Origin of the sequence: Bacillus sp. Cr_A10 (genome assembly GCF_029222665.1) — a bacterium.
In the GTDB taxonomy this organism is placed as follows: Bacteria; Bacillota; Bacilli; order Bacillales_A; family Planococcaceae; genus Psychrobacillus.
Map to the genome: position 1 here is coordinate 120,284 of NZ_JARHXR010000009.1, position 24,078 is coordinate 144,361.

At 35.9% G+C, this 24,078-nt stretch carries 28 protein-coding genes; 19 read left to right on the plus strand and 9 right to left on the minus strand.

All coding sequences use genetic code 11. The features are described 5' to 3' along the window. Positions 1–2 precede the first annotated feature (2 nt). Genes ybeY through recO form a run of 5 tightly spaced genes read left to right on the plus strand, consistent with a single transcriptional unit; the run spans position 3 to position 2,992 of the window. Positions 3–488, plus strand: coding sequence for an rRNA maturation RNase YbeY (ybeY, locus tag P2Q73_RS07515; RefSeq protein WP_275785483.1), 486 nt, complete (start codon positions 3–5; stop codon positions 486–488). Beyond that, complete coding sequence (locus tag P2Q73_RS07520) at positions 475–840, plus strand: diacylglycerol kinase family protein (protein WP_275785486.1); 366 nt, start codon at positions 475–477, stop codon at positions 838–840. Before ybeY ends, P2Q73_RS07520 begins: the two co-directional genes overlap by 14 nt. Positions 841–850: 10 nt before the next feature. Further along, complete coding sequence (locus P2Q73_RS07525; protein ID WP_053588847.1) at positions 851–1,261, plus strand: cytidine deaminase; 411 nt, start codon at positions 851–853, stop codon at positions 1,259–1,261. After that, complete coding sequence (gene era / locus P2Q73_RS07530) at positions 1,245–2,165, plus strand: GTPase Era (RefSeq protein WP_056831653.1); 921 nt, start codon at positions 1,245–1,247, stop codon at positions 2,163–2,165. The genes P2Q73_RS07525 and era overlap by 17 nt, the downstream gene beginning before the upstream one ends. 44 nt (positions 2,166–2,209) lie before the next feature. Continuing rightward, a complete protein-coding gene (gene recO / locus P2Q73_RS07535) occupies positions 2,210–2,992 on the plus strand; it encodes a DNA repair protein RecO (RefSeq protein ID WP_275785491.1) in 783 nt (260 codons plus the stop codon). A 154-nt stretch (positions 2,993–3,146) separates the two neighbouring features. Here recO and P2Q73_RS07540 read toward each other — a convergent pair whose 3' ends face one another. Continuing rightward, positions 3,147–4,529 (minus strand): glycine--tRNA ligase, encoded by a 1,383-nt coding sequence (locus tag P2Q73_RS07540; protein ID WP_275785493.1) that lies wholly within the window; start codon positions 4,527–4,529, stop codon positions 3,147–3,149. Positions 4,530–4,853: 324 nt separating this feature from the next. Here P2Q73_RS07540 and ccpN point away from each other — a divergent pair, with 324 nt between their 5' ends. From ccpN to P2Q73_RS07585, 9 genes are all read left to right on the plus strand, one after another. Beyond that, positions 4,854–5,492 (plus strand): transcriptional regulator CcpN, encoded by a 639-nt coding sequence (gene ccpN / locus P2Q73_RS07545; RefSeq protein WP_053588851.1) that lies wholly within the window; start codon positions 4,854–4,856, stop codon positions 5,490–5,492. A gap of 11 nt (positions 5,493–5,503) precedes the next feature. Next, the gene (locus tag P2Q73_RS07550; RefSeq protein WP_275785496.1) at positions 5,504–6,313 is read left to right on the plus strand and encodes a pyruvate, water dikinase regulatory protein; all 810 of its coding nucleotides are present in this window, start codon (positions 5,504–5,506) and stop codon (positions 6,311–6,313) included. Positions 6,314–6,537: 224 nt separating this feature from the next. Beyond that, positions 6,538–8,370: a DNA primase gene (dnaG, locus tag P2Q73_RS07555; protein WP_056831662.1), complete on the plus strand. Its 1,833-nt coding sequence runs from the start codon at positions 6,538–6,540 to the stop codon at positions 8,368–8,370. 26 nt (positions 8,371–8,396) lie between these two features. Continuing rightward, positions 8,397–9,524, plus strand: a complete 1,128-nt coding sequence (gene rpoD / locus P2Q73_RS07560) for an RNA polymerase sigma factor RpoD (RefSeq protein ID WP_053588854.1) — start codon at positions 8,397–8,399, stop codon at positions 9,522–9,524. 91 nt (positions 9,525–9,615) lie between these two features. Continuing rightward, positions 9,616–10,179 (plus strand): hypothetical protein, encoded by a 564-nt coding sequence (locus P2Q73_RS07565; protein ID WP_056831664.1) that lies wholly within the window; start codon positions 9,616–9,618, stop codon positions 10,177–10,179. A 203-nt stretch (positions 10,180–10,382) separates the two neighbouring features. Further along, positions 10,383–11,522, plus strand: a complete 1,140-nt coding sequence (locus P2Q73_RS07570; protein ID WP_275785501.1) for an acyl-CoA dehydrogenase family protein — start codon at positions 10,383–10,385, stop codon at positions 11,520–11,522. 137 nt (positions 11,523–11,659) lie between these two features. Next, positions 11,660–12,046, plus strand: coding sequence for a cytochrome c550 (gene cccA / locus P2Q73_RS07575; protein ID WP_053588857.1), 387 nt, complete (start codon positions 11,660–11,662; stop codon positions 12,044–12,046). 86 nt (positions 12,047–12,132) lie between these two features. After that, entirely contained in the window at positions 12,133–12,831 is a 699-nt protein-coding gene (locus P2Q73_RS07580) for a tRNA (adenine(22)-N(1))-methyltransferase (protein ID WP_056831666.1), read from the plus strand. Further along, positions 12,828–13,946, plus strand: coding sequence for a Nif3-like dinuclear metal center hexameric protein (locus P2Q73_RS07585; protein WP_275785504.1), 1,119 nt, complete (start codon positions 12,828–12,830; stop codon positions 13,944–13,946). The genes P2Q73_RS07580 and P2Q73_RS07585 overlap by 4 nt, the downstream gene beginning before the upstream one ends. 341 nt (positions 13,947–14,287) lie before the next feature. Here P2Q73_RS07585 and P2Q73_RS07590 read toward each other — a convergent pair whose 3' ends face one another. The 3 genes from P2Q73_RS07590 to vrrA all read right to left on the minus strand — a co-directional run bounded on the left by P2Q73_RS07590 (position 14,288) and on the right by vrrA (position 16,315). After that, positions 14,288–14,506, minus strand: a complete 219-nt coding sequence (locus P2Q73_RS07590; RefSeq protein WP_275785507.1) for a hypothetical protein — start codon at positions 14,504–14,506, stop codon at positions 14,288–14,290. A 225-nt stretch (positions 14,507–14,731) separates the two neighbouring features. Further along, positions 14,732–15,712, minus strand: a complete 981-nt coding sequence (locus tag P2Q73_RS07595) for a 4-hydroxy-3-methylbut-2-enyl diphosphate reductase (RefSeq protein ID WP_275785510.1) — start codon at positions 15,710–15,712, stop codon at positions 14,732–14,734. Between the two features lie 69 nt (positions 15,713–15,781). Further along, the gene (vrrA, locus tag P2Q73_RS07600; protein ID WP_275785513.1) at positions 15,782–16,315 is read right to left on the minus strand and encodes a VrrA/YqfQ family protein; all 534 of its coding nucleotides are present in this window, start codon (positions 16,313–16,315) and stop codon (positions 15,782–15,784) included. Positions 16,316–16,417: 102 nt separating this feature from the next. On the opposite strand from vrrA, the gene P2Q73_RS07605 reads away from it, so the two are divergent. Both P2Q73_RS07605 and P2Q73_RS07610 read left to right on the plus strand, forming a co-directional pair. Then, a complete protein-coding gene (locus P2Q73_RS07605; RefSeq protein ID WP_053588862.1) occupies positions 16,418–17,716 on the plus strand; it encodes a DEAD/DEAH box helicase in 1,299 nt (432 codons plus the stop codon). A 13-nt stretch (positions 17,717–17,729) separates the two neighbouring features. Next, positions 17,730–18,614, plus strand: a complete 885-nt coding sequence (locus P2Q73_RS07610; protein WP_275785517.1) for a deoxyribonuclease IV — start codon at positions 17,730–17,732, stop codon at positions 18,612–18,614. Positions 18,615–18,640: 26 nt separating this feature from the next. Here the strand turns inward: P2Q73_RS07610 and P2Q73_RS07615 are convergent, their stop codons facing one another. Further along, complete coding sequence (locus P2Q73_RS07615) at positions 18,641–18,907, minus strand: hypothetical protein (RefSeq protein WP_053588864.1); 267 nt, start codon at positions 18,905–18,907, stop codon at positions 18,641–18,643. Between the two features lie 103 nt (positions 18,908–19,010). Between P2Q73_RS07615 and P2Q73_RS07620 the strand changes: the two genes are divergently transcribed. Genes P2Q73_RS07620 through P2Q73_RS07630 form a run of 3 tightly spaced genes read left to right on the plus strand, consistent with a single transcriptional unit; the run spans position 19,011 to position 21,030 of the window. Continuing rightward, entirely contained in the window at positions 19,011–19,778 is a 768-nt protein-coding gene (locus P2Q73_RS07620) for a metal ABC transporter ATP-binding protein (RefSeq protein ID WP_053588865.1), read from the plus strand. After that, a complete protein-coding gene (locus P2Q73_RS07625; RefSeq protein ID WP_053588866.1) occupies positions 19,775–20,623 on the plus strand; it encodes a metal ABC transporter permease in 849 nt (282 codons plus the stop codon). The genes P2Q73_RS07620 and P2Q73_RS07625 overlap by 4 nt, the downstream gene beginning before the upstream one ends. Next, on the plus strand, positions 20,620–21,030 hold the full coding sequence (locus P2Q73_RS07630; RefSeq protein ID WP_053588867.1) for a Fur family transcriptional regulator: 411 nt from the start codon (positions 20,620–20,622) through the stop codon (positions 21,028–21,030). Before P2Q73_RS07625 ends, P2Q73_RS07630 begins: the two co-directional genes overlap by 4 nt. A gap of 362 nt (positions 21,031–21,392) precedes the next feature. Here P2Q73_RS07630 and P2Q73_RS07635 read toward each other — a convergent pair whose 3' ends face one another. The 4 genes from P2Q73_RS07635 to P2Q73_RS07650 all read right to left on the minus strand — a co-directional run bounded on the left by P2Q73_RS07635 (position 21,393) and on the right by P2Q73_RS07650 (position 24,065). Next, the gene (locus P2Q73_RS07635) at positions 21,393–21,971 is read right to left on the minus strand and encodes a hypothetical protein (protein WP_275785524.1); all 579 of its coding nucleotides are present in this window, start codon (positions 21,969–21,971) and stop codon (positions 21,393–21,395) included. Between the two features lie 13 nt (positions 21,972–21,984). Beyond that, positions 21,985–23,106, minus strand: coding sequence for a flavodoxin-dependent (E)-4-hydroxy-3-methylbut-2-enyl-diphosphate synthase (gene ispG / locus P2Q73_RS07640; protein WP_053588869.1), 1,122 nt, complete (start codon positions 23,104–23,106; stop codon positions 21,985–21,987). A gap of 84 nt (positions 23,107–23,190) precedes the next feature. Next, positions 23,191–23,517: a hypothetical protein gene (locus P2Q73_RS07645; RefSeq protein WP_056831680.1), complete on the minus strand. Its 327-nt coding sequence runs from the start codon at positions 23,515–23,517 to the stop codon at positions 23,191–23,193. A gap of 47 nt (positions 23,518–23,564) precedes the next feature. Next, positions 23,565–24,065 (minus strand): DUF1189 family protein, encoded by a 501-nt coding sequence (locus P2Q73_RS07650; protein ID WP_275785528.1) that lies wholly within the window; start codon positions 24,063–24,065, stop codon positions 23,565–23,567. Positions 24,066–24,078: the final 13 nt, after the last annotated feature.

Sequence of the window (24,078 nt, forward strand, 5' to 3'; positions counted from 1 at the left end):
CTATGCTAGAACTCGATTTAATGGATGAGACAAATACATTATCAGAACAAACAATCGAATTGGTTGAAAAGGTATTGCAATTTGCGGCTGATCAGCAGGCTGTAAAGAATGGAAGCGAAGTAAGTGTAACGTTTGTAACGAACGATGCTATTCAAGAAATTAATCGTACGTACAGAGATAAAGATGTTCCTACTGACGTAATATCATTTGCGATGGAGGAAATGGGTGAAGGAGAAATAGAGATAAAAAATGCTGATATTCCTACTCTTTTAGGTGATATAATCATTTCAGTAGAACGTGCAAGTGAACAGGCTGCTTCTTACGGTCATACATTTGAGAGAGAACTTTGTTTTCTAGCGGTCCATGGTTTTTTACATATACTTGGATACGATCATGGTACAAGAGAGGAAGAACAAGAAATGTTTGGCATACAGGAAACGATACTACAGGCTTTTGGATTGAAACGTGAAGGCCATGGACAGTCGTAAATTTATAAAATCATTTATATATGCTTCCAATGGAATTTTACATGTTTTAAAAAGTGAACAAAATTTTCGATTTCATTTATTTGCTGCAATCGTAGTATTTATAGTAAGTATAACAACTGGATTATCTAAAAATGAATGGATAATCATAATTATGTTAATTTGTGGCATGTTCATGGTAGAATTATTAAACGCTTCAATCGAACGAGTTGTCGATTTAGCATCACCAGCCTATCATGAACTTGCTAAACAAGCGAAAGACTTAGCTGCAGGTGCATGCCTAGTTTACGCTATTTGTAGCGCAGTTGTCGGGTTGATGATATTTGTCCCTAAGTGGTGGGGAATACTATTCTAGAGGTGAAAAGATGAATAAAGAAATGTTAATGGAAGCTTCTAAAGCTGCAAGAGAAAAAGCGTATGTACCATATTCGAAGTTTCCGGTTGGAGCAGCGCTTTTAACAGTAGATGGGGAAGTAATTCATGGCTGTAATATTGAAAATGCATCGTTCGGTCTAACAAACTGCGCAGAAAGAACAGCTGTATTCAAAGCTGTTTCTGAAGGAAAGAAAAAATTTGCCGCTATTGCAGTGGTAGCGGATACCGAAGGCCCTGTATCACCATGTGGTGCATGCAGACAAGTACTGGTGGAATTCTGTGAAAGAGATATGCCTGTATATTTAACAAATTTAAATGGACATGTGCTTGAAACAACGGTTGCAGAACTATTACCGGGTGCATTTACAACGGAGGACATGGAATATGGAGCAAAACAATAAAGGCTACAAATCAGGGTTTATCTCAATTATTGGAAGACCAAATGTAGGTAAATCAACATTTTTAAATAGAGTAATCGGCCAAAAGATCGCTATTATGAGTGATAAACCTCAAACTACTCGAAACAAGGTACAGGGTGTATTGACGTTAGATGAAAGTCAGATGATTTTTATTGATACGCCAGGAATTCATAAGCCAAAACACAAACTTGGAGATTTTATGTTGAAAGTCGCCAAAAATACACTACGTGAAGTAGATGTGATCATGTTTATGGTAAATGCAACGGAACCAATTGGAAAAGGCGATGAATTTATTATTGAAATGCTTGAAAATAATGAAACGCCGGTTTTTCTAGTTATCAATAAGATTGACCAAGTTCATCCAGACGATTTAATTTCAATTATTGAATCGTATAAAGATAAATACAACTTTGCTGAGATTATTCCAATCTCTGCCTTACAAGGAAATAATGTAGAAAGACTACTTGAAACTGTTCAAAAATATTTACCTGAAGGTCCTCAATATTATCCGGCGGACCAAGTGACAGATCATCCAGAACGGTTTATTATTTCAGAATTAATTCGAGAAAAGGTCCTGCATTTAACTAGGGAAGAGATTCCACATTCTATTGCAGTAGTTATCGATAAAATAAAAAAAGAAGAAGATACCGAGAAAGACATGATTCGTGTAATGGCAACGATAATCGTGGAAAGAGATTCGCAAAAAGGGATTGTCATTGGGAAAAAAGGAGCCTTACTCAAGGAAGTTGGAACTAGAGCACGTCACGATATTGAAATGCTACTAGGTACAAAAGTATTCTTAGAACTATGGGTAAAGGTACAAAAAGATTGGCGTAATAAATCTACTCATTTAAGAGATTATGGCTTTAGAGAAGATGAGTATTGATTTAATCAAATTAATCTTATAAGCACAGAAGGAAGGGAAGACAATTGCTCCAAAAAGTTGAAGGGATTGTCTTAAGATCTTCTTCTTATGGAGAGTCTGACAAAATCGTCACAATTTTTTCTCGAGAGCTTGGAAAAAGAGCAGCACTTGCTCGTGGAGCTAAAAAGCCTACTAGTCGTTTAGCGTCCGTTTCTCAGCCCTTTACATATGCTTATTTTCTAGTACAGCAGGGTAGGGGAATGGGAACTCTTCAACAGGGAGAAATTATCGATTCGATGAGAGCCATAAGAGAAGACATTTTTACTACTGCTTATGCTTGCTTTATAATGGAATTAGTGGATAAATTAATCGATGATGAGTCACCAAAACCAAGACTTTTTGACATGTTACAGCAGGCACTACAAGCCATTTCTGACGAGTATGATCCAGAAGCAATTAGTTTATTTGTGGAATGGAAGATGTTGCCGATAGCTGGTATATATCCCGTTTTACATCAATGTGCAAATTGTGGCGCAACGGATGGGGAATTTTCCTTTTCATTTCAACAAATAGGTTTTTTATGTCATCGTTGTTTTTCCATCGATCCTTATATTATCAGACTGACGCCCTCACAAGTGAAGCTAATCCGTACTTTTTATACAGTACCAATTGATCAAGTCGGGAAGCTTTCGCTTAAAAAAGAGACCAAGGGATTTATAAAAAAAATTGTACGCACTATATATAGTGAGCAGGTAGGCATCCGATTAAAGTCACAGGCCTTCTTGGACCAAATGGAAAAGACTCCTGAATTTTATACACCAAAAAAAGATCCAAGTGAGGAAGAATAAGTCTTCTTCACTTGGATTTTCTATTGATCCGTATTTTTACGATGAATGAATTTCAAAAATCAACTTGTCAAAAGCCCTACTAAAGAGTAGGGCTTTTAGTAACTATATTCTTTGCATTTGAAAATTTTATACTTTTCAAAAATGTCCTCTATACTTAGAATTGTAGTTGTTTTTCTATATATGATTGAACTTCTGCAATAGGCATTCTTGTTTGTTCCATTGAGTCGCGGTGACGAACAGTAACTTGACCATCTGTTTCAGAATCGAAATCATATGTGATACAGAATGGTGTTCCGATTTCATCTTGGCGGCGGTAACGTTTACCGATTGATTGAGATTCATCATAATCTACCATGAAGTGTTTACTTAATTCTGAGAATAAGGAAGTAGCTCCCTCAGACAATTTTTTAGATAATGGTAAAACCGCTGCTTTAATTGGAGCTAAAGCAGGATGGAATCGTAAAACAGTACGAGTATCATCACCTTCTAATTGCTCCTCATCAAATGCTTCGCATAAGAACGCAAGTGTTACACGGTCTGCTCCTAAAGATGGTTCGATACAATATGGAACATATCGTTCATTCGTGATTGGATCAATATAGTTAAAATCTTCTCCAGAATGCTCCATATGCTGTTTTAAATCGAAGTCTGTTCTATCAGCGATTCCCCATAGCTCACCCCAACCAAATGGGAATTTATATTCGATATCAGTAGTAGCATTAGAGTAGTGAGAAAGTTCGTCTTCAGAGTGGTCTCTTAAACGAATGCTGTCTTCAGCCACACCTAAATTTAATAACCAATCTCGGCAGTAGTTACGCCAAAACTCAAACCATTCCATATCTTCACCAGGTTTACAGAAGAATTCTAATTCCATTTGTTCAAATTCTCTCGTACGGAAAGTGAAGTTACCAGGTGTAATTTCGTTACGGAAACTTTTACCTACTTGGGCTATACCGAATGGCATTTTTTTACGCATAGAACGCTGCACGTTTTTGTAATTTACAAAAATACCTTGTGCTGTTTCTGGACGTAAATAGATTTCATTTGTAGATGATTCCGTTACACCTTGGAATGTTTTGAACATTAAGTTGAATTGACGGATTTCAGTATAATCGTAAGCGCCACATGATGGACAAACAATCTCGTGTTCCTTCATGATTTCTCCCATTTTTTCAAAAGATAGGCCGTCTACAACCATTTCGATTCCTTTTTTATCAAGTGCATCTTCAATAATTTTATCTACGCGATGACGTGATTTACATTTTTTACAGTCAATCATCGGGTCATTAAAGTTTCCAATATGACCTGAAGCTACCCAAGTTTTTGGATTCATTAATATAGCTGCATCTAATCCTACATTGTAAGGTGATTCTTGGACAAATTTCTTCCACCAAGCTTTTTTGATGTTGTTTTTAAGTTCCACACCGAGTGGACCGTAATCCCAAGTGTTTGCAAGGCCACCGTAAATTTCTGATCCGGGAAATACAAACCCTCTTTGCTTAGCTAAGCTTACTACTTCTTCCATTGAAAATGCCATTTCATTACCTCCATTTTTCTAAATGCTTTTTTGGTGTAAATGCAAAAAAACTCGTCTCCGGGCCATTATAGCCCGGGGACGAGTTTTATACCCGCGGTTCCACCCCGATTGATTGTAATTACAATCCACTTTAAAAGCATAAGCTCCAAGCTGCCTTTTCCTGTATTGTGGACTTTCACCATCACCACTCGCTATCATTACAGTACTTATAATGCTCTTCAACGCTTTATTATTTGTTGATATTGTAACATGAGCCAGTTTTCTTCGCAATAAAAGACATTATCGTATATAATTAATAAGTATTAAGTATAACACTTTGAGGCGGTGAGTCCAATCGAACTCAACAAACGGCAAAACGAGATTTTGGACATTGTAAAAGGAAACGGCCCCATTACAGGTGAACAAATTGCAGAAAGACTTCATTTAACTCGGTCTACATTAAGACCGGACCTTGCAATTTTAACGATGGCAGGCTTTCTAGATGCTCGTCCGCGAGTTGGTTATTTTTACTCAGGTAAGAAAACAAGTCAAGCTATATCCGATAATATTGCACAAATGCTTGTAAAGGATTTTCAATCCATACCAGTCGTAGTAGAAGAGAGCATGACGGTATATGATGCGATATGTCATATGTTTTTAGAAGATGTAGGTTCCCTATTCGTAGTAGACAAAAATTCACTTTTATCTGGGGTACTCTCTAGAAAAGATTTTCTACGGACGAGTATAGGAAATCAGGATTTAAATAAAATTCCGGTACATATGATTATGACAAGAATGCCAAATATTACGTACTGCTTAAAAGAAGATACGATTATAGATGTAGCAAAAAAATTGATGAGCAGACAAATTGATTCTTTACCTGTAATAAGAGAAAGAAAAGATGGTTTAGAGGTAGTTGGAAGAATTACGAAGACGAATATCACGCGTGCTTTCCTATCATTAGCCGATGACCATGATCTGTGAGGGGGAAAACTATGAAAATGCTTAACCTATTTATTATCTCAGATTCTATTGGAGAAACTGGTGAATTAGTTGCGAAAGCTGCAGTTAGCCAATTTAGGCCTGGCCTTCAACATACAAAGTTGAAAAGATTTACTCATATTGATTCATTGGATCATATTAAAGAAATTACTGAACTTGCAAAAGAACAAGATGCGATAATTTTATATACGCTTGTTCAAAAAGAGATGCGTGATGCATTGATACAATATTGTAATGAGTATCAACTCGACTCAGTTGATTTAATTGGTCCAGTTATTCAATTACTGGAAAAAAACTTGAACGAAAAACCTTTTGAAGAGCCAGGGTTAGTTAGGAAACTAGATGAGGACTACTTTAAAAAAATTGAAGCTATTGAGTTTGCAGTGAAGTACGACGATGGAAGAGACCCGAGAGGCTTATTGCAAGCAGATATAGTTTTGATAGGCGTTTCAAGAACTTCTAAAACACCTTTATCTCAATATCTAGCACATAAAAGATACAAAGTGGCAAATGTTCCGCTAGTTCCTGAAGTAGAGCCACCAGAAGAATTATTTTTAGTTGATCCAAATAAATGCTTTGGTTTGGTAATTACACCTGAGAAGTTAAATACCATTCGAAAAGAAAGATTAATCGCAATTGGTTTAAATGATGATGCTAGTTATGCTAAAATAGAACGTATAAATGATGAAATAAAACATTTTGAGAAGATTGTTAAAAAAATAGGCTGCAGAGTGATTGATGTTACGAATAGAGCTGTAGAAGAAACAGCAAATGAAGTCATTAATCATACTCAACAAAAATAAATTATAAGAAATAAAACCGATTCACGTTTTGTGAAAAGGTTTTTTTGTATTGTCTATCGAATAAAGTAATAGATAAATATGAATAATTGTTTTATAATTGTTATTTGTGGAAAAAAGAATTTATTCTCTATGAAACTTTTTTTATGAATTATTTTGTCGATTCTTGCAGGAATTTTATTGATTCTCTCGAATTAAGTTAAATAGCAAGTAAAGATGGTGAAATAATGACAAATCGTATAGAAGAAGAGATTATCGAACAAGTTAGGAATAACAATGATATTGTCGATGTAGTAAGCGAATATGTTCAGCTTACGAAAAGAGGGAGAAACTATTTTGGGTTATGTCCTTTTCATGGCGAACAAACACCATCTTTCTCTGTAACACAGGAAAAACAAATATTTCACTGTTTTGGTTGTGGTGCAGGTGGTAATGTTATAACTTTTGTAATGGATATCGAAAATCTATCGTTCCAGGATGCAGTAAGTAAACTCGGAAGTCGAATTGGATTAACGATAGAAGAAAGTTCCTCTGATAGTTCAGAAGTAAAAGCCCCAGTCTCAAAAGAAGTAACAATTATGAAAAAAGCACATGAGTTTGCAAGTGATTATTTTCATCATTTATTACTTCATACCGTGGAAGGGGAAGATGCATTAAATTACCTAGAGGAAAGAGGGTTTTCAAAGGAAATCATTGAAAAGTACAAAATTGGCTGGTCCCTTACAAGTTGGGATGCTCTTACTACGCTTTTAGAACGTAAAGGTATGGATTTACAAGAAATTGAGAAAACTGGGCTCATTATCCGAAAAGAAAATGAACTAAAGTATTTTGATCGTTTTCGAGGGAGAATTATGTTTCCAGTGTTTGATGAAGGTGGTAATGTTATTGCTTTCTCTGGGAGAGTTCTTCATAAATCAGAAAATGAAGCAAAATATTTAAATAGTCCTGAGTCTCCCATATTTCAAAAAAGCCAAGTACTTTATAATTTAGATAAAGCCAGACTAGATATAAGAAAGCAGCGCAATGTTATTGTCTTTGAAGGATTTTTAGATGTTATAGCTGCATCAAAAGCGGGTATAACTAATGGTGTTGCAACAATGGGTACTGCTTTGACGTCACAACATATATTAAAGCTAAATAGATTAACATCCAATGTGACGCTTTGTTATGACGGCGACAAAGCTGGTATGGAGGCAGCTAAAAGAGCAGCATCTGCTTTACAAGCTCAAAATATTCAAACGGAAGTCGCAATAATTCCTGATGCTATGGATCCAGACGATTATATTAAAAACTATGGGGAAGAAGCATTCAGAACGAAAATTATAGAAAAACCGCATTCCTACTTATCTTTTATGATGATTGTCTCCAAAAGAGACAAGAACTTTAATAATGAAAATGATACTTTGCAGTATATTCAAGAAATTTTGGAAATACTGAGTGAAAGAAATTCTTCTGTAGAACGTGATTTATATATTCGACAACTTTCGCAGGAAACGAACGTTTCTGAGGAAGCAATTTATCAACATCTTAGAAAACTACAAGGTAATAAAGCAAAGCAATCGAAAGATCAACATCCTGTATCTCTTCAAGTGAATCCAGAGATGAAGAAAAAGAAAAAAACTTTATCAGCGGATGAACGAGCGGAAAGAATTTTACTTTCCCATATGCTTCATAATTCACAAGTACTTGATATTGCTCGAAGTATAAATGGTGAGCAATGCTTCATTCGAGATGCGTATGAGGCTGCTTATGTAAGGTTAACAGGATTTTATGAAGATTATCCAGAAGGAGATTTTCAACGATTTTTAGAAGTAATAAATGATGCAGATATTAGAAATATAGTTATGGAAGCAGCGCTCTCAGAACGTGATCCAGATCATGAAAAAGAGGAAGTCATGGACTGTTTGCGCCATATTAGAAAATACCGGGTAGAGCAGCAAATAGAACAAAAGCTACACGAAGCAAAAGAAGCAGAGAAAATGACTGATATGGTTAAGGCTCTACAACTTGCTCAGGAAGCTATCCAATTAAAAAAATCATTAGCGGCTTTTGAGAAATAAACCGGTAGCAAAAGGAGGAAATTCTTATGGCGGACAAGTCTGAACGTACAAAAGAAACTGAAATTGAAATCTCATTAGAAGAAGCAAAAAAACAACTAATTGAATTAGGTAAAAAAAATGGTGAATTAACCTATCATGATATCGCTGAGAAGCTCGCTCACTTCGAATTAGAATCCGATCAAATTGAGGAATTTATAGATGATTTGGAAGGAAAAGAAATTGAGCTTAGTCGTAAAGACGGAGATGAAGAAGATTTAGATCGTTTGATGAAGGGGAAAGAGGAAGAAACTTTCGACTTAAACGATTTAAGTGTTCCGCCTGGTGTTAAAATCAATGACCCAGTACGTATGTACTTAAAAGAAATTGGTCGTGTGGATCTACTTAAAGCATCAGAGGAAATAGCACTTGCTGAACGTATCGAGCAAGGAGATGAAGAAGCTAGAAAACGTCTAGCGGAAGCAAACCTTCGACTGGTTGTTAGTATTGCTAAACGTTATGTTGGACGAGGAATGCTATTCTTAGATTTAATCCAAGAAGGAAATATGGGTCTTATTAAAGCAGTAGAAAAATTTGACCATAGAAAAGGATTCAAATTTAGTACGTATGCTACTTGGTGGATTAGACAAGCAATTACACGTGCAATAGCAGACCAAGCAAGAACAATTCGTATTCCAGTGCATATGGTGGAAACGATCAATAAGTTGATTCGAGTACAACGTCAATTACTGCAAGATTTGGGACGTGAACCATCTCCAGAAGAAATAGGAGAAGAAATGGATTTACCTCCAGAAAAAGTTCGAGAAATATTAAAAATTGCACAAGAACCGGTTTCCTTAGAAACTCCTATTGGGGAAGAGGATGATTCACATTTAGGTGATTTTATTGAGGATGCAGATGCTCAATCTCCTTCGGATCATGCAGCTTATGAACTATTAAAAGAGCAATTAGAAGACGTATTAGATACGCTGACAGATAGAGAAGAAAATGTTCTACGTTTACGTTTTGGGCTAGACGATGGCCGTACGAGAACATTGGAGGAAGTAGGGAAAGTATTTGGCGTTACGAGAGAGCGTATTCGTCAAATTGAAGCGAAAGCATTACGAAAACTCCGCCATCCATCTAGAAGCAAGCGTCTAAAAGATTTCTTAGAATAATTTAAAGACATCCTTATATAAAGGATGTCTTTTTTTCTAGGCTTTGACAATGTTATAATAGAAATAATTGCATGTGAAATGAGGCCGAATAATGTCACTTCAACGTAAGCAAATAATTTTGAATGAAATAGCATTTTGGAAACAAAATAAACTGCTTCCTGAACATTATTGCGACTTCCTAACTGCTCTATATGCACAAGGGGAAGATGGAGAATCGGAAGTGAAGGAGAAATCAACTAAGGCAGTACTAGCAAAAGAAAAAGGTAAGAGACGACTGGCATATTCCACTTTAGCTATAATTACTTTTATTTTAATAGTTTCTTTAACATTTATTACGACATTAGCATTTATCCCTATTATTCTTGCAGGCATTGTTATAGTTTCTTTTTTATACATAGGTTTTAAATTAGCGAAAAACAAATCTATTATGACACCCATATTAATGGTTTGCTCTGCTCTTTTATTGTTAGGTGCCTCTTTTAAAGTATGGGATGTCTATTTTGTTGAATATCCTTCTGTATTAATAGGTTTAATCATTGGTAATTGTTTGATTTGGCTTTTTTCTGGTTTGCTGCTTAAACTAGTTTATTTTAGTATTTCTGGAGTAATAGGAATTGCATTTATATTGTTTTATATGTTTCGATATTATTTTTAGTATTTACAATGTCAGCTGGTATGTTAAACCAGCTGGTATTTTTTTATGAATAATAAATATGTCCTACTATTATTGTCGTTCTTGCAGTTGTACAGTCCTTTTAATAGGATAGTAATAGTAGATTTTTTATTTTCCGTGTGAATTTATTTTATTTTTAGTATAATAAGAATGTAAGCGTTTTTATTTACAAAGGGGATGGAGAAATGAATTTTGATTTAACACAAGAACAACAAATGATTCGTAAAACGATACGTGAATTTGCGGACGAAGTTGTTGCTCCAGGTGCTATCCTGCGAGACAAAACAAAAGAGTTCCCAAAAGAAATCTTCAAACAGTTAGCCGACATGGGGATGATGGGCTTACCGTTTCCTGAAGAATATGGAGGGGCAGGAGCAGATACAGTTAGTTTTGCCATCGTAACAGAAGAATTAAGTCGTGCATGCGCTTCTACAGGTATCACTTATTCAGCTCATATTTCATTAGGTGGGGCTCCTTTAAATCTTTTTGGAACTGATGAGCAAAAGCAAAAATATTTAGTTCCAGTATGTACTGGCGAATCATTCGGTGCTTTTGGTTTAACAGAGCCTAATGCAGGCTCCGATGCTGGTGGAACACAAACTACAGCAAAAGAAGATGGTAATGACTTCGTAATTAATGGAAATAAAGCCTTTATCACAAATGCTAGTTATGCGAAGCATCTAGCATTAACTGCTATTACTGATGTAAAAGATGGTAAAAAGGAAATTTCAGCTATTATTGTTCCAACAGATGCAGAGGGCTTTTCCGTAATCGATAATTATGAAAAAATGGGATTAAATGCTTCTAATACAACTGAATTAGTTTTAGAAAACGTTCGAGTTCCACAAGAGAATTTACTTGGTAAACGAGGCAATGGTTTCAGACAATTCTTAGTTACACTTGATGGTGGGAGAATTGGAATTGGAGCTATGGCGGTAGGTATCGCGCAAGCAGCTTTTGACCGTGCGCTTCGTTATTCAAAAGAACGTAAGCAATTTGGTAAAACATTATCTGAGTTTCAAATAACTCAGTTTAAATTAGCAGATATGGCTATGAAAATAGAGTTAGCTAGAACAATGGTTCATAAAGCTGCATGGTTAAAAGATCAAGATAGAGCATTCAGTAAAGAAGCATCTATGTGTAAATTATATGCTTCGGAAATTGCAATGGAAGTAGCAGATGAAGCAATACAAATTCACGGTGGTTATGGATATATGAAAGAATATGAAGTTGAACGTTATATGAGAGATGCAAAACTTCTAGAAATCGGTGAAGGTACTTCAGAAGTTCAGCGTATGGTTATAGCTAGACATATTGGTTGCTAAGTCGAATTTATGTCTAAATTGTCACAAAGAAAGAAAACTTCCTCTTTTAGACTTTTCGTTTTCCTTAGAATGCAGTACAATATTAGTGTTGACTAATTCTATATTAGAATGAATGTATCAAGAGGGAGGGTTAACTAATGAAAAAGAATCCAATTATTCCATTTATCTTAATAATGGCATTTGGTATTGGTCTAATTTTCTTCTTATCTATTGAAGGCGTAAATAACAAAGAAGAAATTGCTTCAGAACATGCTGAAGGCGGTGAAGAAGGTGCTGCTGAAGGTGGCGAGGAAGCAGCAGCTGGTAACTTTGATCCGGAAGCTCTTGCTCAAGGAAAATGTATCGGTTGTCATGGTAACAGTTATGAAGGACAAGGAGCTTTCCCTTCTCTAGTAGCTACAAAATTATCTGAAGATGAGATTAAAGATGTTTTAGCTAATGGTAAGGGCGCTATGCCTGGTGGACTAGTTCCAGAAGAAAATCTTGACGCTATGGCGGCATGGGTTAAATCTTTAGGTGAATAATAATATTTTTAAAAAGACCTCAGATTCTTTAAAAGAATCGAGGTCTTTTTCAATTTTTGATATAATGGTTGGCAGAGGTGTTTATATTGAATGCAAAAAATTTATCTGAACGATTAAAAACAGTAGCTTCATTTGTTGAAGAAAATTCTATAGTAGCGGATATTGGAAGTGATCATGCTTATTTACCATGTTATTTAGTGCACTCTGGAATAATTACACAAGCAATCGCTGGGGAAGTAGTAAAAGGGCCGTTTGAATCAGCTCTAAAACAAGTGAAAAGTGAAGGATTAGAGGAACACATAGATGTAAGATTTGGGGATGGATTAGAAGTGATTCAACCGACAGATGGTGTCCAAACCGTTACGATCGCAGGAATGGGGGGGCCACTCATTGCATCTATTTTAGAAGCGGGTAAAGATAAACTCCATACTGTAGAAAAATTAATCTTACAGCCGAATATTCACGCGAAGGCTATACGTGAATGGGCAATCAACAATGATTGGAAAATTGTTGACGAAACAATATTGGAAGAGCATGGAAAGATTTATGAAATTTTAGTACTTAAAAGAGGACATATGACTCTCACCGATAAAGAATTATTAATTGGTCCTATTTTAATCCATCATAAGTCTATTGTATTTACGAAAAAATGGGTAAACGAGATGGCCGAATGGCGTCGAATATTAAATCAATTTAATAAAATTAATATAACTTCAGAAGTGAAACAGAAAAAAGAAGAGTTAGAACATAAAATAGCGTTAGTAGAGGAGGCTTTAAAAGCGTGAAACCTACAAACGGTCAACAAATAATATCTCTATTTGAACAATGGGCACCTAAATCTCTTGCAGTTGAAGGCGATTCAATCGGTCTACAAATAGGAACGCTCAATAAACCTGTTTCCAAGGTGCTTGTTACATTAGATGTAAACTCAAAAGTAGTGGATGAAGCAATTGAAAAACAATGTGAATTGATAATTGCCCATCACCCGCCAATATATCGTAGTTTAAAAAATGTTCGAACTGACTTACCCCAAGGAAGTCTAATAGAAAAGCTGATTAAGCATAATATAGCTGTTTATGCAGCACACACTAATTTAGATATAGCCTCAGGAGGAGTAAATGATCTTTTAGCTGATAGATTACAATTAAAAAATGTACAAATTTTAGAAAAAACAGCTTCGGAACATTTAATGAAGTTAGCTGTATTTACCCCTAAAGAATCTACTGAGCAAGTTAGAGTTGCCTTAGGAAATGCAGGGGCAGGAGAAATTGGAGATTATACAAACTGTAGTTTTACATCTGCTGGAGAAGGAAGGTTTAAACCGACTGAAGATGCAGATCCATATATAGGACAAGCCAATAAGTTATCGATTGTAGAAGAAGATAAAATAGAAGTGGTATTTCCGATTTCTATAAAAAACCGAGTATTAAAAGCTTTACTTTCCTCACATCCGTATGAAGAACCTGCGTATGACTTGTTCCAACTAGAGTCAGAGGTGAATGAAAAAGGTCTAGGAAGAATTGGTGAATTACCACAGCCAGTTAGCCTTGCAGATTATGCTAAAACGGTAAAAGACCAACTTCAAGTTCCATTTGTACGTGTTGTAGGAAATTTAGATAGTAATGTTCATAAGGTTGCTGTTCTAGGGGGAGATGGGAATAAATATATTCACGCTGCCAAAAGAGCTGGTGCTGATGTATTTATTACAGGTGATTTATACTTTCATGTTGCACAAGATGCTGAAGGAATCAATCTTGCAGTGATTGATCCTGGGCATCACATAGAGCAAATTATGAAAACAGGTGTTTCAGATTATATGAAAACAGTTTGTGACAATAAAAACCTTTTGGTTGAATTTATACCTTCGGAGATTTCTACTGAACCATTTCAACTTGTATAATAGAAGGGGCTGTCCAATAAGTCTCTAAAATAAAGCAGAAGGAGAAAAACGACTCATTTTTCTCCTTCTGCTTTTGTGTTTCCATCTAATATTGTTGATTGAGTGAAGTAATTGATTGGAGTGAAAGGCGGCGACCCCTGCGGGAAAGCGAGGAGGACACTGATAAAGTCTATAGAATCTTTACTAAATAATATCGTCCGATAAATAAGAAAATTGTTGAAAAGGCTCCCTTTCCGCGGGCGTTGCCATAGCCTCCTAGGCCAACACGATGTTGGTCATGCAATCGTTGCCGCAAAAGTTCTTTTGCGACGAGCTTTGCGCAGGAGCAGGATGCGGCGAACTTAGATTGCCTTCCCCACAACTGCGGGGTCTTCGGCTAACGCTATTCCCGCAGGAGTGTCGCCTTTTTCAACGATTTTCTTAAATGCTAATTGAAAAAATTTAAGTGATAAAAACTTTCTGATATTAATGGCATAATGGTTCTCTAAATGAAAAGCGGATAATAGTTGAGTGGAGTGGAAGGTGGCGACTCCAGCCGGAATAGCAAATGTTTTCTGCACTGAAAGCGAAGCGCCAGGTGCATGAGCTGAAGACCCTGGACTGAGCGTAGCGAAATTAATTTTTGCGACGAGCTTGCGCAGGAGTGAGGGAAGCGGCTGAAGCCATGCCGGCGGAAAGCGTCCGCATGGAACGGAAATCTATCGCACTTTTTTATTAGAAGCTAAGAAGAAAGAGACTGCCCTTAAAAGTCATTTTTTATGACTTTCAGGACAGCCCCTTCATATTTACTCAGATATTGTGTGTGGCTCAATACGAACTACTGGTTTAGGAACTTTAATCTTCGGTAGAATTTTTTCAGGTAATACCTTCTTGGTTGTATCATGAGTAGAAGGATCATTTGGATCATATTTTTCTAAAAACTGAATCACTTCTTTAACTATTGGAGTAGGGGTGGAAGCACCTGCTGTCACTGCCACGTGGTTAATATTGTCTAACCATTCCAGCTTTAGTTCTGATACATCACCAATACGGTAAGAAGGAGTACCAGCAATCTCCTCCGAAACTTGAGTCAATCTATTAGAGTTGTTACTCATTGGATCACCAACAACTATTAATAACTCTGCTTCTCCAGCTTGTTCCGCGACAGCTTCTTGTCTAACTTGCGTAGCAAGGCAAATTTCTTTATGAACCTCGATATGTGGGAATTTTTCTTCTAATTTTTTCATCAAATGTACAACATCCCATTGAGACATAGTAGTTTGATTGGTTACAAGCAGTTTCTCTGTTTTTAGTTGTAAGTTCTCAATATCCTCCAATGTTTGGACAAGATGTACTTTTGTAGGTGCTACGCCAATAGCTCCTTCTGGTTCAGGATGACCTTTTTTTCCTATATAAATAATATCATAGCCTTCAGCCGTTTTTTCTTCTATTAAGTCATGGGTAACTGTCACATCTGGACAAGTAGCATCAATCGAAACCAATCCCTTTTTTCGTGCTAGCTCTTTAACTTCTGGAGATACACCATGAGCTGTAAATATAACTGTTCCTTTTTCCACTTTGGAGAGAATATCTAAACGATTTTCACCATCTAACGTAATAATACCGTCTTGTTCAAATGCGTCTGTTACATGTTTGTTATGAACAATCATTCCTAAAATATATATTGGCCGAGGAAGTGAAGTATCTAAAGCTGCATTACGTGCAATAACCATTGCGTCAACAACCCCATAACAATATCCTCTTGGCGAAATTTTTTGTACAATCATTTTTGAAAGAACTCCCTTCAATACGAGCATACTCATATTATAACGGAGCTCTTACTCTAATTCAAAACATTAAATTGGTGGCTGGAATATTCTAGGTAAGGAAGCTCCAGTTGGATTTGCGTTTGTAGTTGCAGATGCTGCAGCTCGGGCTGCTCCAGAAATAGAAGGGGGACCAGCAGCACGTGCATTTGTTGCAGCTGAAGTTGCGTTAGGAGCAGATTGGAAACCTCGGTAAAGCTTCCAAAGAGCAGGCACATTTTGGAGCATCGGTGCATATTGTCTTACCATAGGTGTAAGCTGTTGAGCTGTGGATAAAAATTTATCTGCTGTTTGCAAGTACGACATTGTCCTATTTCCTCCAGGCGGTCCTTGTGAAAATCCACCTTGGCCACCTATATTACCCTGTCCTCCAAATCCTTCTGATCCTCTTTGCTGGAAGCTTCCGAGAACTCCTTGTAAGAAATTGTTTGGTTGTGCTCCTTGTTGAGTTGGAGGCATACCAAAACCGAATGGATTTTGTGTTGGGGTAGGAGAATTTACAGGTGGTGGACTATTAAAATTTGATCTTGTTTGTGAGAACGGATAAAAAGACTCATAGCGCATTTAATCATCTCCTTTCATCAAAGTGAGTCCTTCTATTCTATGCAAATTATACGTTTTATGTACAATCGTGGTACAATAAAGAAATGTGAGGGAGGGACTCAAATGTCCAAGTATACAGATTATAATTTTCAGCCTTTTTTACAAAATGCAATTGAAAAACTAGGTTTTCAAGAACCAACGCCAATTCAAAAAGAAATGATTCCTTTAGTTTTAAAAGGGAAAAGTGCGATTGGTCAAGCGCATACAGGAACAGGAAAAACACATAGTTTTTTGATCCCAATTGTTGAAAAAATAGATGCTAGTAAACACGATGTACAAGCAATTATTACATCTCCAACTAGAGAGCTAGCAACTCAAATTTATAATGAGTTAAATAAGCTAGTTGAGGGTACAGAAATCCAAACTAAATTATTCATTGGTGGAACAGATAAAGCTCGTTCTATTGAAAAGCTAAAAACACAACCACATATTGTTGTAGGTACTCCAGGTCGTATTCGTGATTTAACAGTTGAACAAGCATTGCTAGTGCATACGTCTAACATTTTAGTAGTAGATGAAGCAGATTTAGCATTTGATTTAGGTTTTATCAATGAAATTGATCAATTTGCTTCACGTATGCCAGAACAACTAGAGATGTTTGTTTTCTCAGCTACGATACCTGAAAAATTACAACCATTTTTGAAAAAGTATATGGATTCACCGATCCATATAAAAATTGGTGATAAGCGACCAGTAGCAGAGGGTATTGATTTTATTGTTACACCGGTCCGTAGTAAATCTAGAAAGAAACGATTATTGGATGTTTTGGAAGGAATTAATCCATACTTAGCTATTATATTCGCTAACACAAAGCAAAATGCAGACGAGGTAGCAAACTATTTACAAGGAAACGGTGTAAAGGTAGGAGTTATTCATGGTGATATATCACCACGTGATCGTAAGCGAGTAATGAAACAGATTCACGATCTTGAATATCAATACATCGTCGCAACAGATCTTGCTGCTCGTGGAATCGATATCCCTGGTGTTAGTCATGTGATTAACTATGAAATACCCGACGATCTAGAGTTTTTCGTTCATCGTGTAGGAAGAACAGCACGTGCTGGATTGACTGGTATTGCAATTACATTATATGAACCTTCGGATGAAGATGCTTTAGTCCGCATTGAAAAAATGGGTATACCGTTAGTACACAAAGACGTTATAAATGGAGAATGGTCAGATTTAAAGGAAAGACATGCTCGTAAAAATCGTACAAAAAATGAAAATGAGATTGATGCAAAAGCGAAATCCATGGTTCGCAAGCCTAAAAAAGTGAAACCAGGCTATAAGCGCAATATGAAATGGGAAATGGATAAAATTAAAAAGAGAGAACGACGTATAAAAAATCGTAAAAAATAAGGGGGATTTTTCGTTGCTTTTAGGTTCACATGTTTCCATGAGTGGGAAAGAAATGCTTCTTGCTTCTAGCAAAGAAGCAGCATCATACGGTGCAAATACATTTATGATTTACACAGGCGCACCTCAAAATACACGTAGAAAACCAATTGAAGAATTGAATATTGAAGCTGGATTAGAACATATGAAAGAAAATGATATATCCAATATTGTTGTTCATGCTCCATATATTATTAATTTAGGTAACACGACAAAACCTGAGACATTTACTTTAGGCGTAGATTTTCTACAAAAAGAAGTGACGAGAACAGCTGCAATAGGTGCAACACAAATCGTATTGCACCCTGGTGCTCATGTTGGAGCAGGAGCAGATGCAGGCATTGCTAAAATAGTTGAGGGTTTAAACGAGGTATTGACTCAAGAAGAATCGGTACAAATTGCACTCGAAACAATGGCTGGAAAAGGGTCTGAGTGCGGTCGAACTTTTGATGAATTAGCACAAATAATTGACGGAGTGGTTAACAATCATCGAATTTCAATCTGTTTGGACACTTGTCATATTCATGATGCAGGATACGATATTGTGAATGATTTTGATGGAGTATTGAATGAATTTGATAAAATTATTGGATTAGACCGTCTAAAAGTACTTCATATCAATGATAGTAAAAATGTTCGTGGAGCTGCAAAAGACAGACACGAAAATATTGGCTTTGGAGAAATTGGCTTCGAGGCACTGCAGTATATTGTGCACCATCCTCAATTAATGCATTTACCTAAAATACTGGAAACTCCATTTGTAGGGGTAGATGCAAAATCAAAACAAGCTCCATATAAAATAGAAATTGAAATGCTTCGTTCAAATACTTTTACACCAGAAGCAATAGATGCTTTAAGATAAAATATTATACTAAATAAGTAGCTCCCTCAGTTTTCACGTAAAAATGAGGGGGCTTTTTCTTTTAATTGATAAAATAAGTCTACTGCTCTTTGCTCACCTAATATACTAATTAATTTTTGCTGTATTGCCATAGGGACACCAAGTAATAGCCAACTTAATGAGATTTCTTGTAGAAGTGGATATACTTCTTTAATCTCTTTATCTGATAACTTAATATCAAACCCTCTAAGTATTTTTTTAAAATCTTTTATCGAACAAGTTTGTAATTCATTAATAAACCGTGCGATATCCATCTGAACATCCTCTCAAGTTAAAATTATTTACACTTTCTATATTTTCCTCTATACTTTAACTTTGTAAATCGTAATGATTATTAATTAGAATAGAGGAAAAATGATGGGTAAACCCTTAATTCAGTTACAAAATGTTTATTATCAATATGAACAAACTGAAGCACTAAAAAATATTTCTATAAAAATTGAAGAAGGGGACTTTTTAGCAATTATTGGACCTAATGGATCAGGAAAGTCTACACTTCTTAAGATAATTCTTGGACTCTTAAAGCCTACTAAAGGAAAGGTATTACTTTTTGGCAAACCGGTTCCTTTGTTTAAGGAAAAAGAATTAATAGGCTATGTTTCTCAAAAATCCAACGCATTTAATACTGGTTTTCCTGCAACAGTCGAAGAAGTTGTGCAAAGTGGGTTAGTAAAAAAGGCAGGACTTTTTCGTTCTTACCCTAAAAATGTGCAAAATAAGGTGAAGGAAGCACTTACTTCTGTAGGTATGGAAAAGTTTGCAAAAAAAAATATTGGAGATTTATCAGGTGGACAGCAACAACGTGTATTTATAGCTAGGGCTTTAGTTAGCGATCCAAAAATCCTTATTTTAGATGAACCGACTGTAGGAGTGGATAGCAAAAATGTTCGCTCGTTTTATCATATGTTATCTCATTTAAATCGGGAACATCAAATTACAATTGTATTAGTTACACATGATGTAGATGCTGTATCGAAGAGCATTAGCCATGTTGCATGCCTCAATCAAACAATTCATTTTCATGGTTATAAAAACGAAATGGATTCGATGAGTGATGAGCAATTAGAAGCTTGGTATGGTCACTCTGTTCGTAAAGTGAACCACCGAAACGAGGGTCAATTATGATTGAATCAATATTCCAATATCAATTTTTACAAAATGCATTTACTTCCGGTTTAATAATTGGGGTTATTGCTCCATTGCTAGGAGTATTTATCGTTGTTAGACGGCTTTCTTTAATAGCAGATGCTCTTAGTCATGTAACCTTAGCTGGAATAGCAGGTAGTCTTTACTTAAGTCAATCGGTTGGTGCTTTGGCACTTCTTAACCCGCTATATTTAGGAATAGTGGCTTCTGTAACGGGTTCACTATTTATTGAGAGATTAAGAAGACTTTATAAACATTATGAAGAGCTTGCGATTCCTATAATCATGTCTGCTGGGCTTGGTTTTAGTGCTATTTTTGTGTCACTTGCAGAAGGATTTAGCTCCGACCTTTTTAGTTATTTATTTGGTTCTGTTTCTGCTGTTAGTCGTCAGGATCTTTATATCGTAATCAGTATAGCCATTGTTGTTGTTGTATTTTTATCTTTATTTTACAAGGAATTATTTGTTCTATCTTTTGATGAGGAATATGCAAAAGCCTCTGGATTACCTGCAAAATGGATTCATATTTTGTTTATGATTGTTACGGCTTTAGTTATTGCAGGTTCTATGCGTATAGTTGGTATTCTTTTAGTCTCATCCCTAATGACTTTGCCCGTGGCTGCTGCTATGAGAATAGCGAAAGGTTTTAAGCAAGCAATAATACTTTCAGTACTATTTGGAGAGCTTGCAGTCATAATTGGATTGGTAAGTGCATTTTATTTAAATATAGCTCCAGGTGGAACAATTGTTGTTACGTCAATAGTTATCTTACTACTTACTATTACATTGAAAAAGATATCGATGAAGGGAGTAACTTCACAATGAACATTGAAAGAGCATGGGATATTCTCAAAAATGAAGGGTATAAAAAAACAGATAAGCGAGAGCAGATATTAGATATTTTCTCGAAAACAGAGAAGTACATTACAGCTCGAGATATTTTGAATGTTATGATGGTGGAACATCCAGGGATGAGCTACGATACTATTTATCGTAACTTGAGTACTTTCGTGGACCTTGGAATTTTAGAAGAGACAGAGTTAAGTGGAGAGAAACATTTTCGTATGCAATGTGAAATGGATCACCATCATCATCATTTTATTTGTATGTCATGTGGTAACATAAAAGAAATAAATTATTGTCCTATGGAAGTACTTCAAAATGCTATTCCAGCTTATCAAATTGATAGCCATAAATTTGAAATCTACGGTAAATGTCCAGAATGTCATTAATATTTCCTGCCAAATTAACCTTTGGCAGGATTTTCTTTTTTAGTTAAATTATAAACAAAAGGGCGAACCTCCAATAAGTGCTTCATCTTTCCATTCCAGGCGGACGCGTTCCGTCGACAAGGCTTCAGCCGCTTCCCGATTAGTAAACTATCATGCCATTAATAGAGCAAGTTTTTATCACTTAAATTCAGTATTTATAGAAAATCGTTGAAAATGGCGACGCTCCTGTGGGAATTGCGTTTGCCTCACCCTCAGCGTAGCGAAGGGTGAGGCCAGTTAATTAGTCCGCTGAAAGAGAGTGGCTTTTCCCAAACTAGATTTTCTGACTATCATTTACCACAAAAAAACGTGAAGATTACTCTTCACGTTCGTTGCAATGCAAATTCTTTTTCAATCCATTCATTTGCTTCAATCCAATTGTTAACACGAATAACTCCTTTTGGAGCAGGTTGTTGGTTATAAGGTGTGTTAAATAGAATTACTGGGATATCTAGCTCTTCATGAATTTCTACGGCATTGTCGTGCTTATCCTCAAAAAAAGCATGCACACCATGTTTTCGAGCCGTTTCAATTTTGTTATGTGTTCCAATCAATTCAATATGATCGTACAGTAATTCTTGTTCTTTGAACCAGTTAAGCGTAACATCCCGCACATTTTCTCCTCTGGCAGAAATAAAATATAGCTCATATTTTTCCTTCCAAGCAGACAATACAGCATGTGCATCAGATTGAATAGGGGATGATGCATAAATGGTAGATTCTGTTTTTTTAAACCACTCATAAAATTCTTTCTCATCTACAGAAAAAGCTTTTGTTAAGTCATATTCTTTAATGTCCTCCAATTGCAAGTTACAATTAAAGGCACTATTAATATGTGGAAGTAAAGAAGTAGGACATGTTACTGTCCCGTCAATATCAATTCCGAATCTAGCAATTACCATCTTGCATTACTCCTTACACTTCTTGTTTTTCTATTTCTTGCTTCTCTAGTTCTTGTTGAGCAAAGTATTCAGCTGCAATTTTATCAATTTCAATTTTAAGTTCTTCTACCATTGTTTCTTCTGGAACTTTTCGTACAGTTTTACCTTTTCTAAATAGCAGACCTTCTCCTCGTGCTCCGGCAATTCCGATATCCGCTTCACGGGCCTCACCAGGTCCGTTAACAGCACATCCTAATACTGCAACTTTAATTGGCGCTTTAATATGAGAAATATATTCTTCTACTTCATTTGCGATTGAGATTAAGTCAATTTCAATTCGTCCACATGTCGGACAAGAGATTAACGTTGCAGCGTTAGAAGAAAGTCCAAATACTTTTAACAATTCGCGAGCAACTTTAATTTCCTCAACAGGATCTGCACTTAGCGATACACGCAATGTATTTCCAATACCCATGCTTAGTAAAGTTCCAAGTCCTGCTGCACTTTTAATCGATCCAGCAAATAACGTTCCGGATTCTGTGATTCCTAAATGAAGGGGATAGTCAAATGCTTGTGAAGCTTTTGTATATGCTTCAATAGCTAAATTTACATCTGAAGCCTTCATAGAAACAATGATGTCGTGAAAATCTAAATCTTCGAGAATTTTAATATGGTGTAATGCACTTTCAACCATACCATCAGCAGTTGGATAACCATATTTTTCTAGGATTTTCTTTTCAAGTGAACCTGCGTTTACACCAATACGAATTGGAATACCCTTTGCTTTTGCAGCATTTACAACAGCCTCTACCTTTTCTTTGCGCCCAATGTTTCCTGGGTTAATACGAATTTTATCTGCACCTTGCTCAATTGCTATAAGAGCAAGCTTATAATCAAAATGGATATCCACTACAAGTGGTATATTAATACGTTTTTTTATTTCACCAATAGAATAAGCCGCTCGTTCATCTGGACATGCAACACGTACGATTTGGCAACCTGCTTCTTCCAGGCGCAGAATCTCGGCTACTGTTGCCTCTACATCATGCGTTTTGGTCGTAGTCATACTTTGGATGAATAGCTCGTTACTTCCACCTATTGTTAAGTTTCCAACTCGAACTGGACGAGTTTTGGAACGATGAATTATTTCACTCATGAAATTCTCTCCTTCTTGAGGCTTTATGCCATCACTATCATTCATTTTATCAGTGATAGGATTGAAATGACAAGGAGGAAACCTCTATCTTTCATTTTTGCAAGATTCAGATGATGTGTATATCGGTAAAAAAATCAGTTCGCCGTCTGTAATGGTTTGATTGATCAAATGTGGATTTAAAGCATAAAAGTCCATTTCTCTTTCAGAAAAGGTAATATCCTTTTCAGCAGGGTACATGGAAAAAAGAGTATATAAAGTATCTCCTGGGTGTTTTTTTACTGCTACATAATCCATTGTTTCCACACATTCTTCTGGTGGATAAAATGCAAGAGGAATCGTTCCTTCGAACATATCTACTTTGATAATATAAAGTGTGATTAGAATGGTGATCGTTGCTAAGAATATTTTCATATAAAAACCTCCTTGTCCCACTATATGTGAGCAAGGAGGAATTATGATTACCGTTTGATAGGATAATATTTACATGCTAAAAACAGATAAACAAGCGTAACGAAATAGATGAAGAATTGTATGTACCCAGTTGATATATTGAAAAAAGCAACCACAACTGAAATTAGCATTGGAATAGTACTGGCAAAAAGTGTACTTCTCCACAAATGCCTATATTCTCCTTTTCTTTTTAAAAGTGAGAGGATAATCACTCCCAAATAAGCAAAAATACTAATACGTACAAATATAAGTAAAGTGTTTAAGACAAATAAAAATATAAAGGAAAAAGGATAAAGCAACCATTGTATCTCTTGAAAATACTCTAAGAGACCTTCCATATTAGCTTGTTGAACCGAAATTCCATTTATAAACTGAACAAATGAAATAGATGTGATGATCAGTATGTATATAAATATGTATTGCATAACCTTTCCAATTGGAATAAGTCGGAATGCTGCAATTTTTTTAGGGCTATGCAAGCTTGCTTTAAACAGCTGTAACAAATTCATTAAATTCACCCTT

What these genes read in the sequence shown, in the direction of transcription:
- ybeY (WP_275785483.1), top strand. Translation starts at nt 3, where the DNA reads ATGCTAGAACTCGATTTAATGGATGAGACAAATACATTATCAGAACAA.
- P2Q73_RS07520 (WP_275785486.1), top strand. Translation starts at nt 475, where the DNA reads ATGGACAGTCGTAAATTTATAAAATCATTTATATATGCTTCCAATGGA.
- P2Q73_RS07525 (WP_053588847.1), top strand. Translation starts at nt 851, where the DNA reads ATGAATAAAGAAATGTTAATGGAAGCTTCTAAAGCTGCAAGAGAAAAA.
- era (WP_056831653.1), top strand. Translation starts at nt 1,245, where the DNA reads ATGGAGCAAAACAATAAAGGCTACAAATCAGGGTTTATCTCAATTATT.
- P2Q73_RS07540 (WP_275785493.1), bottom strand. Translation starts at nt 4,529, where the DNA reads ATGGCATTTTCAATGGAAGAAGTAGTAAGCTTAGCTAAGCAAAGAGGG.
- P2Q73_RS07550 (WP_275785496.1), top strand. Translation starts at nt 5,504, where the DNA reads ATGAAAATGCTTAACCTATTTATTATCTCAGATTCTATTGGAGAAACT.
- dnaG (WP_056831662.1), top strand. Translation starts at nt 6,538, where the DNA reads ATGACAAATCGTATAGAAGAAGAGATTATCGAACAAGTTAGGAATAAC.
- rpoD (WP_053588854.1), top strand. Translation starts at nt 8,397, where the DNA reads ATGGCGGACAAGTCTGAACGTACAAAAGAAACTGAAATTGAAATCTCA.
- P2Q73_RS07565 (WP_056831664.1), top strand. Translation starts at nt 9,616, where the DNA reads ATGTCACTTCAACGTAAGCAAATAATTTTGAATGAAATAGCATTTTGG.
- P2Q73_RS07570 (WP_275785501.1), top strand. Translation starts at nt 10,383, where the DNA reads ATGAATTTTGATTTAACACAAGAACAACAAATGATTCGTAAAACGATA.
- cccA (WP_053588857.1), top strand. Translation starts at nt 11,660, where the DNA reads ATGAAAAAGAATCCAATTATTCCATTTATCTTAATAATGGCATTTGGT.
- P2Q73_RS07595 (WP_275785510.1), bottom strand. Translation starts at nt 15,712, where the DNA reads ATGATTGTACAAAAAATTTCGCCAAGAGGATATTGTTATGGGGTTGTT.
- vrrA (WP_275785513.1), bottom strand. Translation starts at nt 16,315, where the DNA reads ATGCGCTATGAGTCTTTTTATCCGTTCTCACAAACAAGATCAAATTTT.
- P2Q73_RS07605 (WP_053588862.1), top strand. Translation starts at nt 16,418, where the DNA reads ATGTCCAAGTATACAGATTATAATTTTCAGCCTTTTTTACAAAATGCA.
- P2Q73_RS07615 (WP_053588864.1), bottom strand. Translation starts at nt 18,907, where the DNA reads ATGGATATCGCACGGTTTATTAATGAATTACAAACTTGTTCGATAAAA.
- P2Q73_RS07620 (WP_053588865.1), top strand. Translation starts at nt 19,011, where the DNA reads ATGGGTAAACCCTTAATTCAGTTACAAAATGTTTATTATCAATATGAA.
- P2Q73_RS07625 (WP_053588866.1), top strand. Translation starts at nt 19,775, where the DNA reads ATGATTGAATCAATATTCCAATATCAATTTTTACAAAATGCATTTACT.
- P2Q73_RS07630 (WP_053588867.1), top strand. Translation starts at nt 20,620, where the DNA reads ATGAACATTGAAAGAGCATGGGATATTCTCAAAAATGAAGGGTATAAA.
- P2Q73_RS07635 (WP_275785524.1), bottom strand. Translation starts at nt 21,971, where the DNA reads ATGGTAATTGCTAGATTCGGAATTGATATTGACGGGACAGTAACATGT.
- ispG (WP_053588869.1), bottom strand. Translation starts at nt 23,106, where the DNA reads ATGAGTGAAATAATTCATCGTTCCAAAACTCGTCCAGTTCGAGTTGGA.
- P2Q73_RS07645 (WP_056831680.1), bottom strand. Translation starts at nt 23,517, where the DNA reads ATGAAAATATTCTTAGCAACGATCACCATTCTAATCACACTTTATATT.
- P2Q73_RS07650 (WP_275785528.1), bottom strand. Translation starts at nt 24,065, where the DNA reads ATGAATTTGTTACAGCTGTTTAAAGCAAGCTTGCATAGCCCTAAAAAA.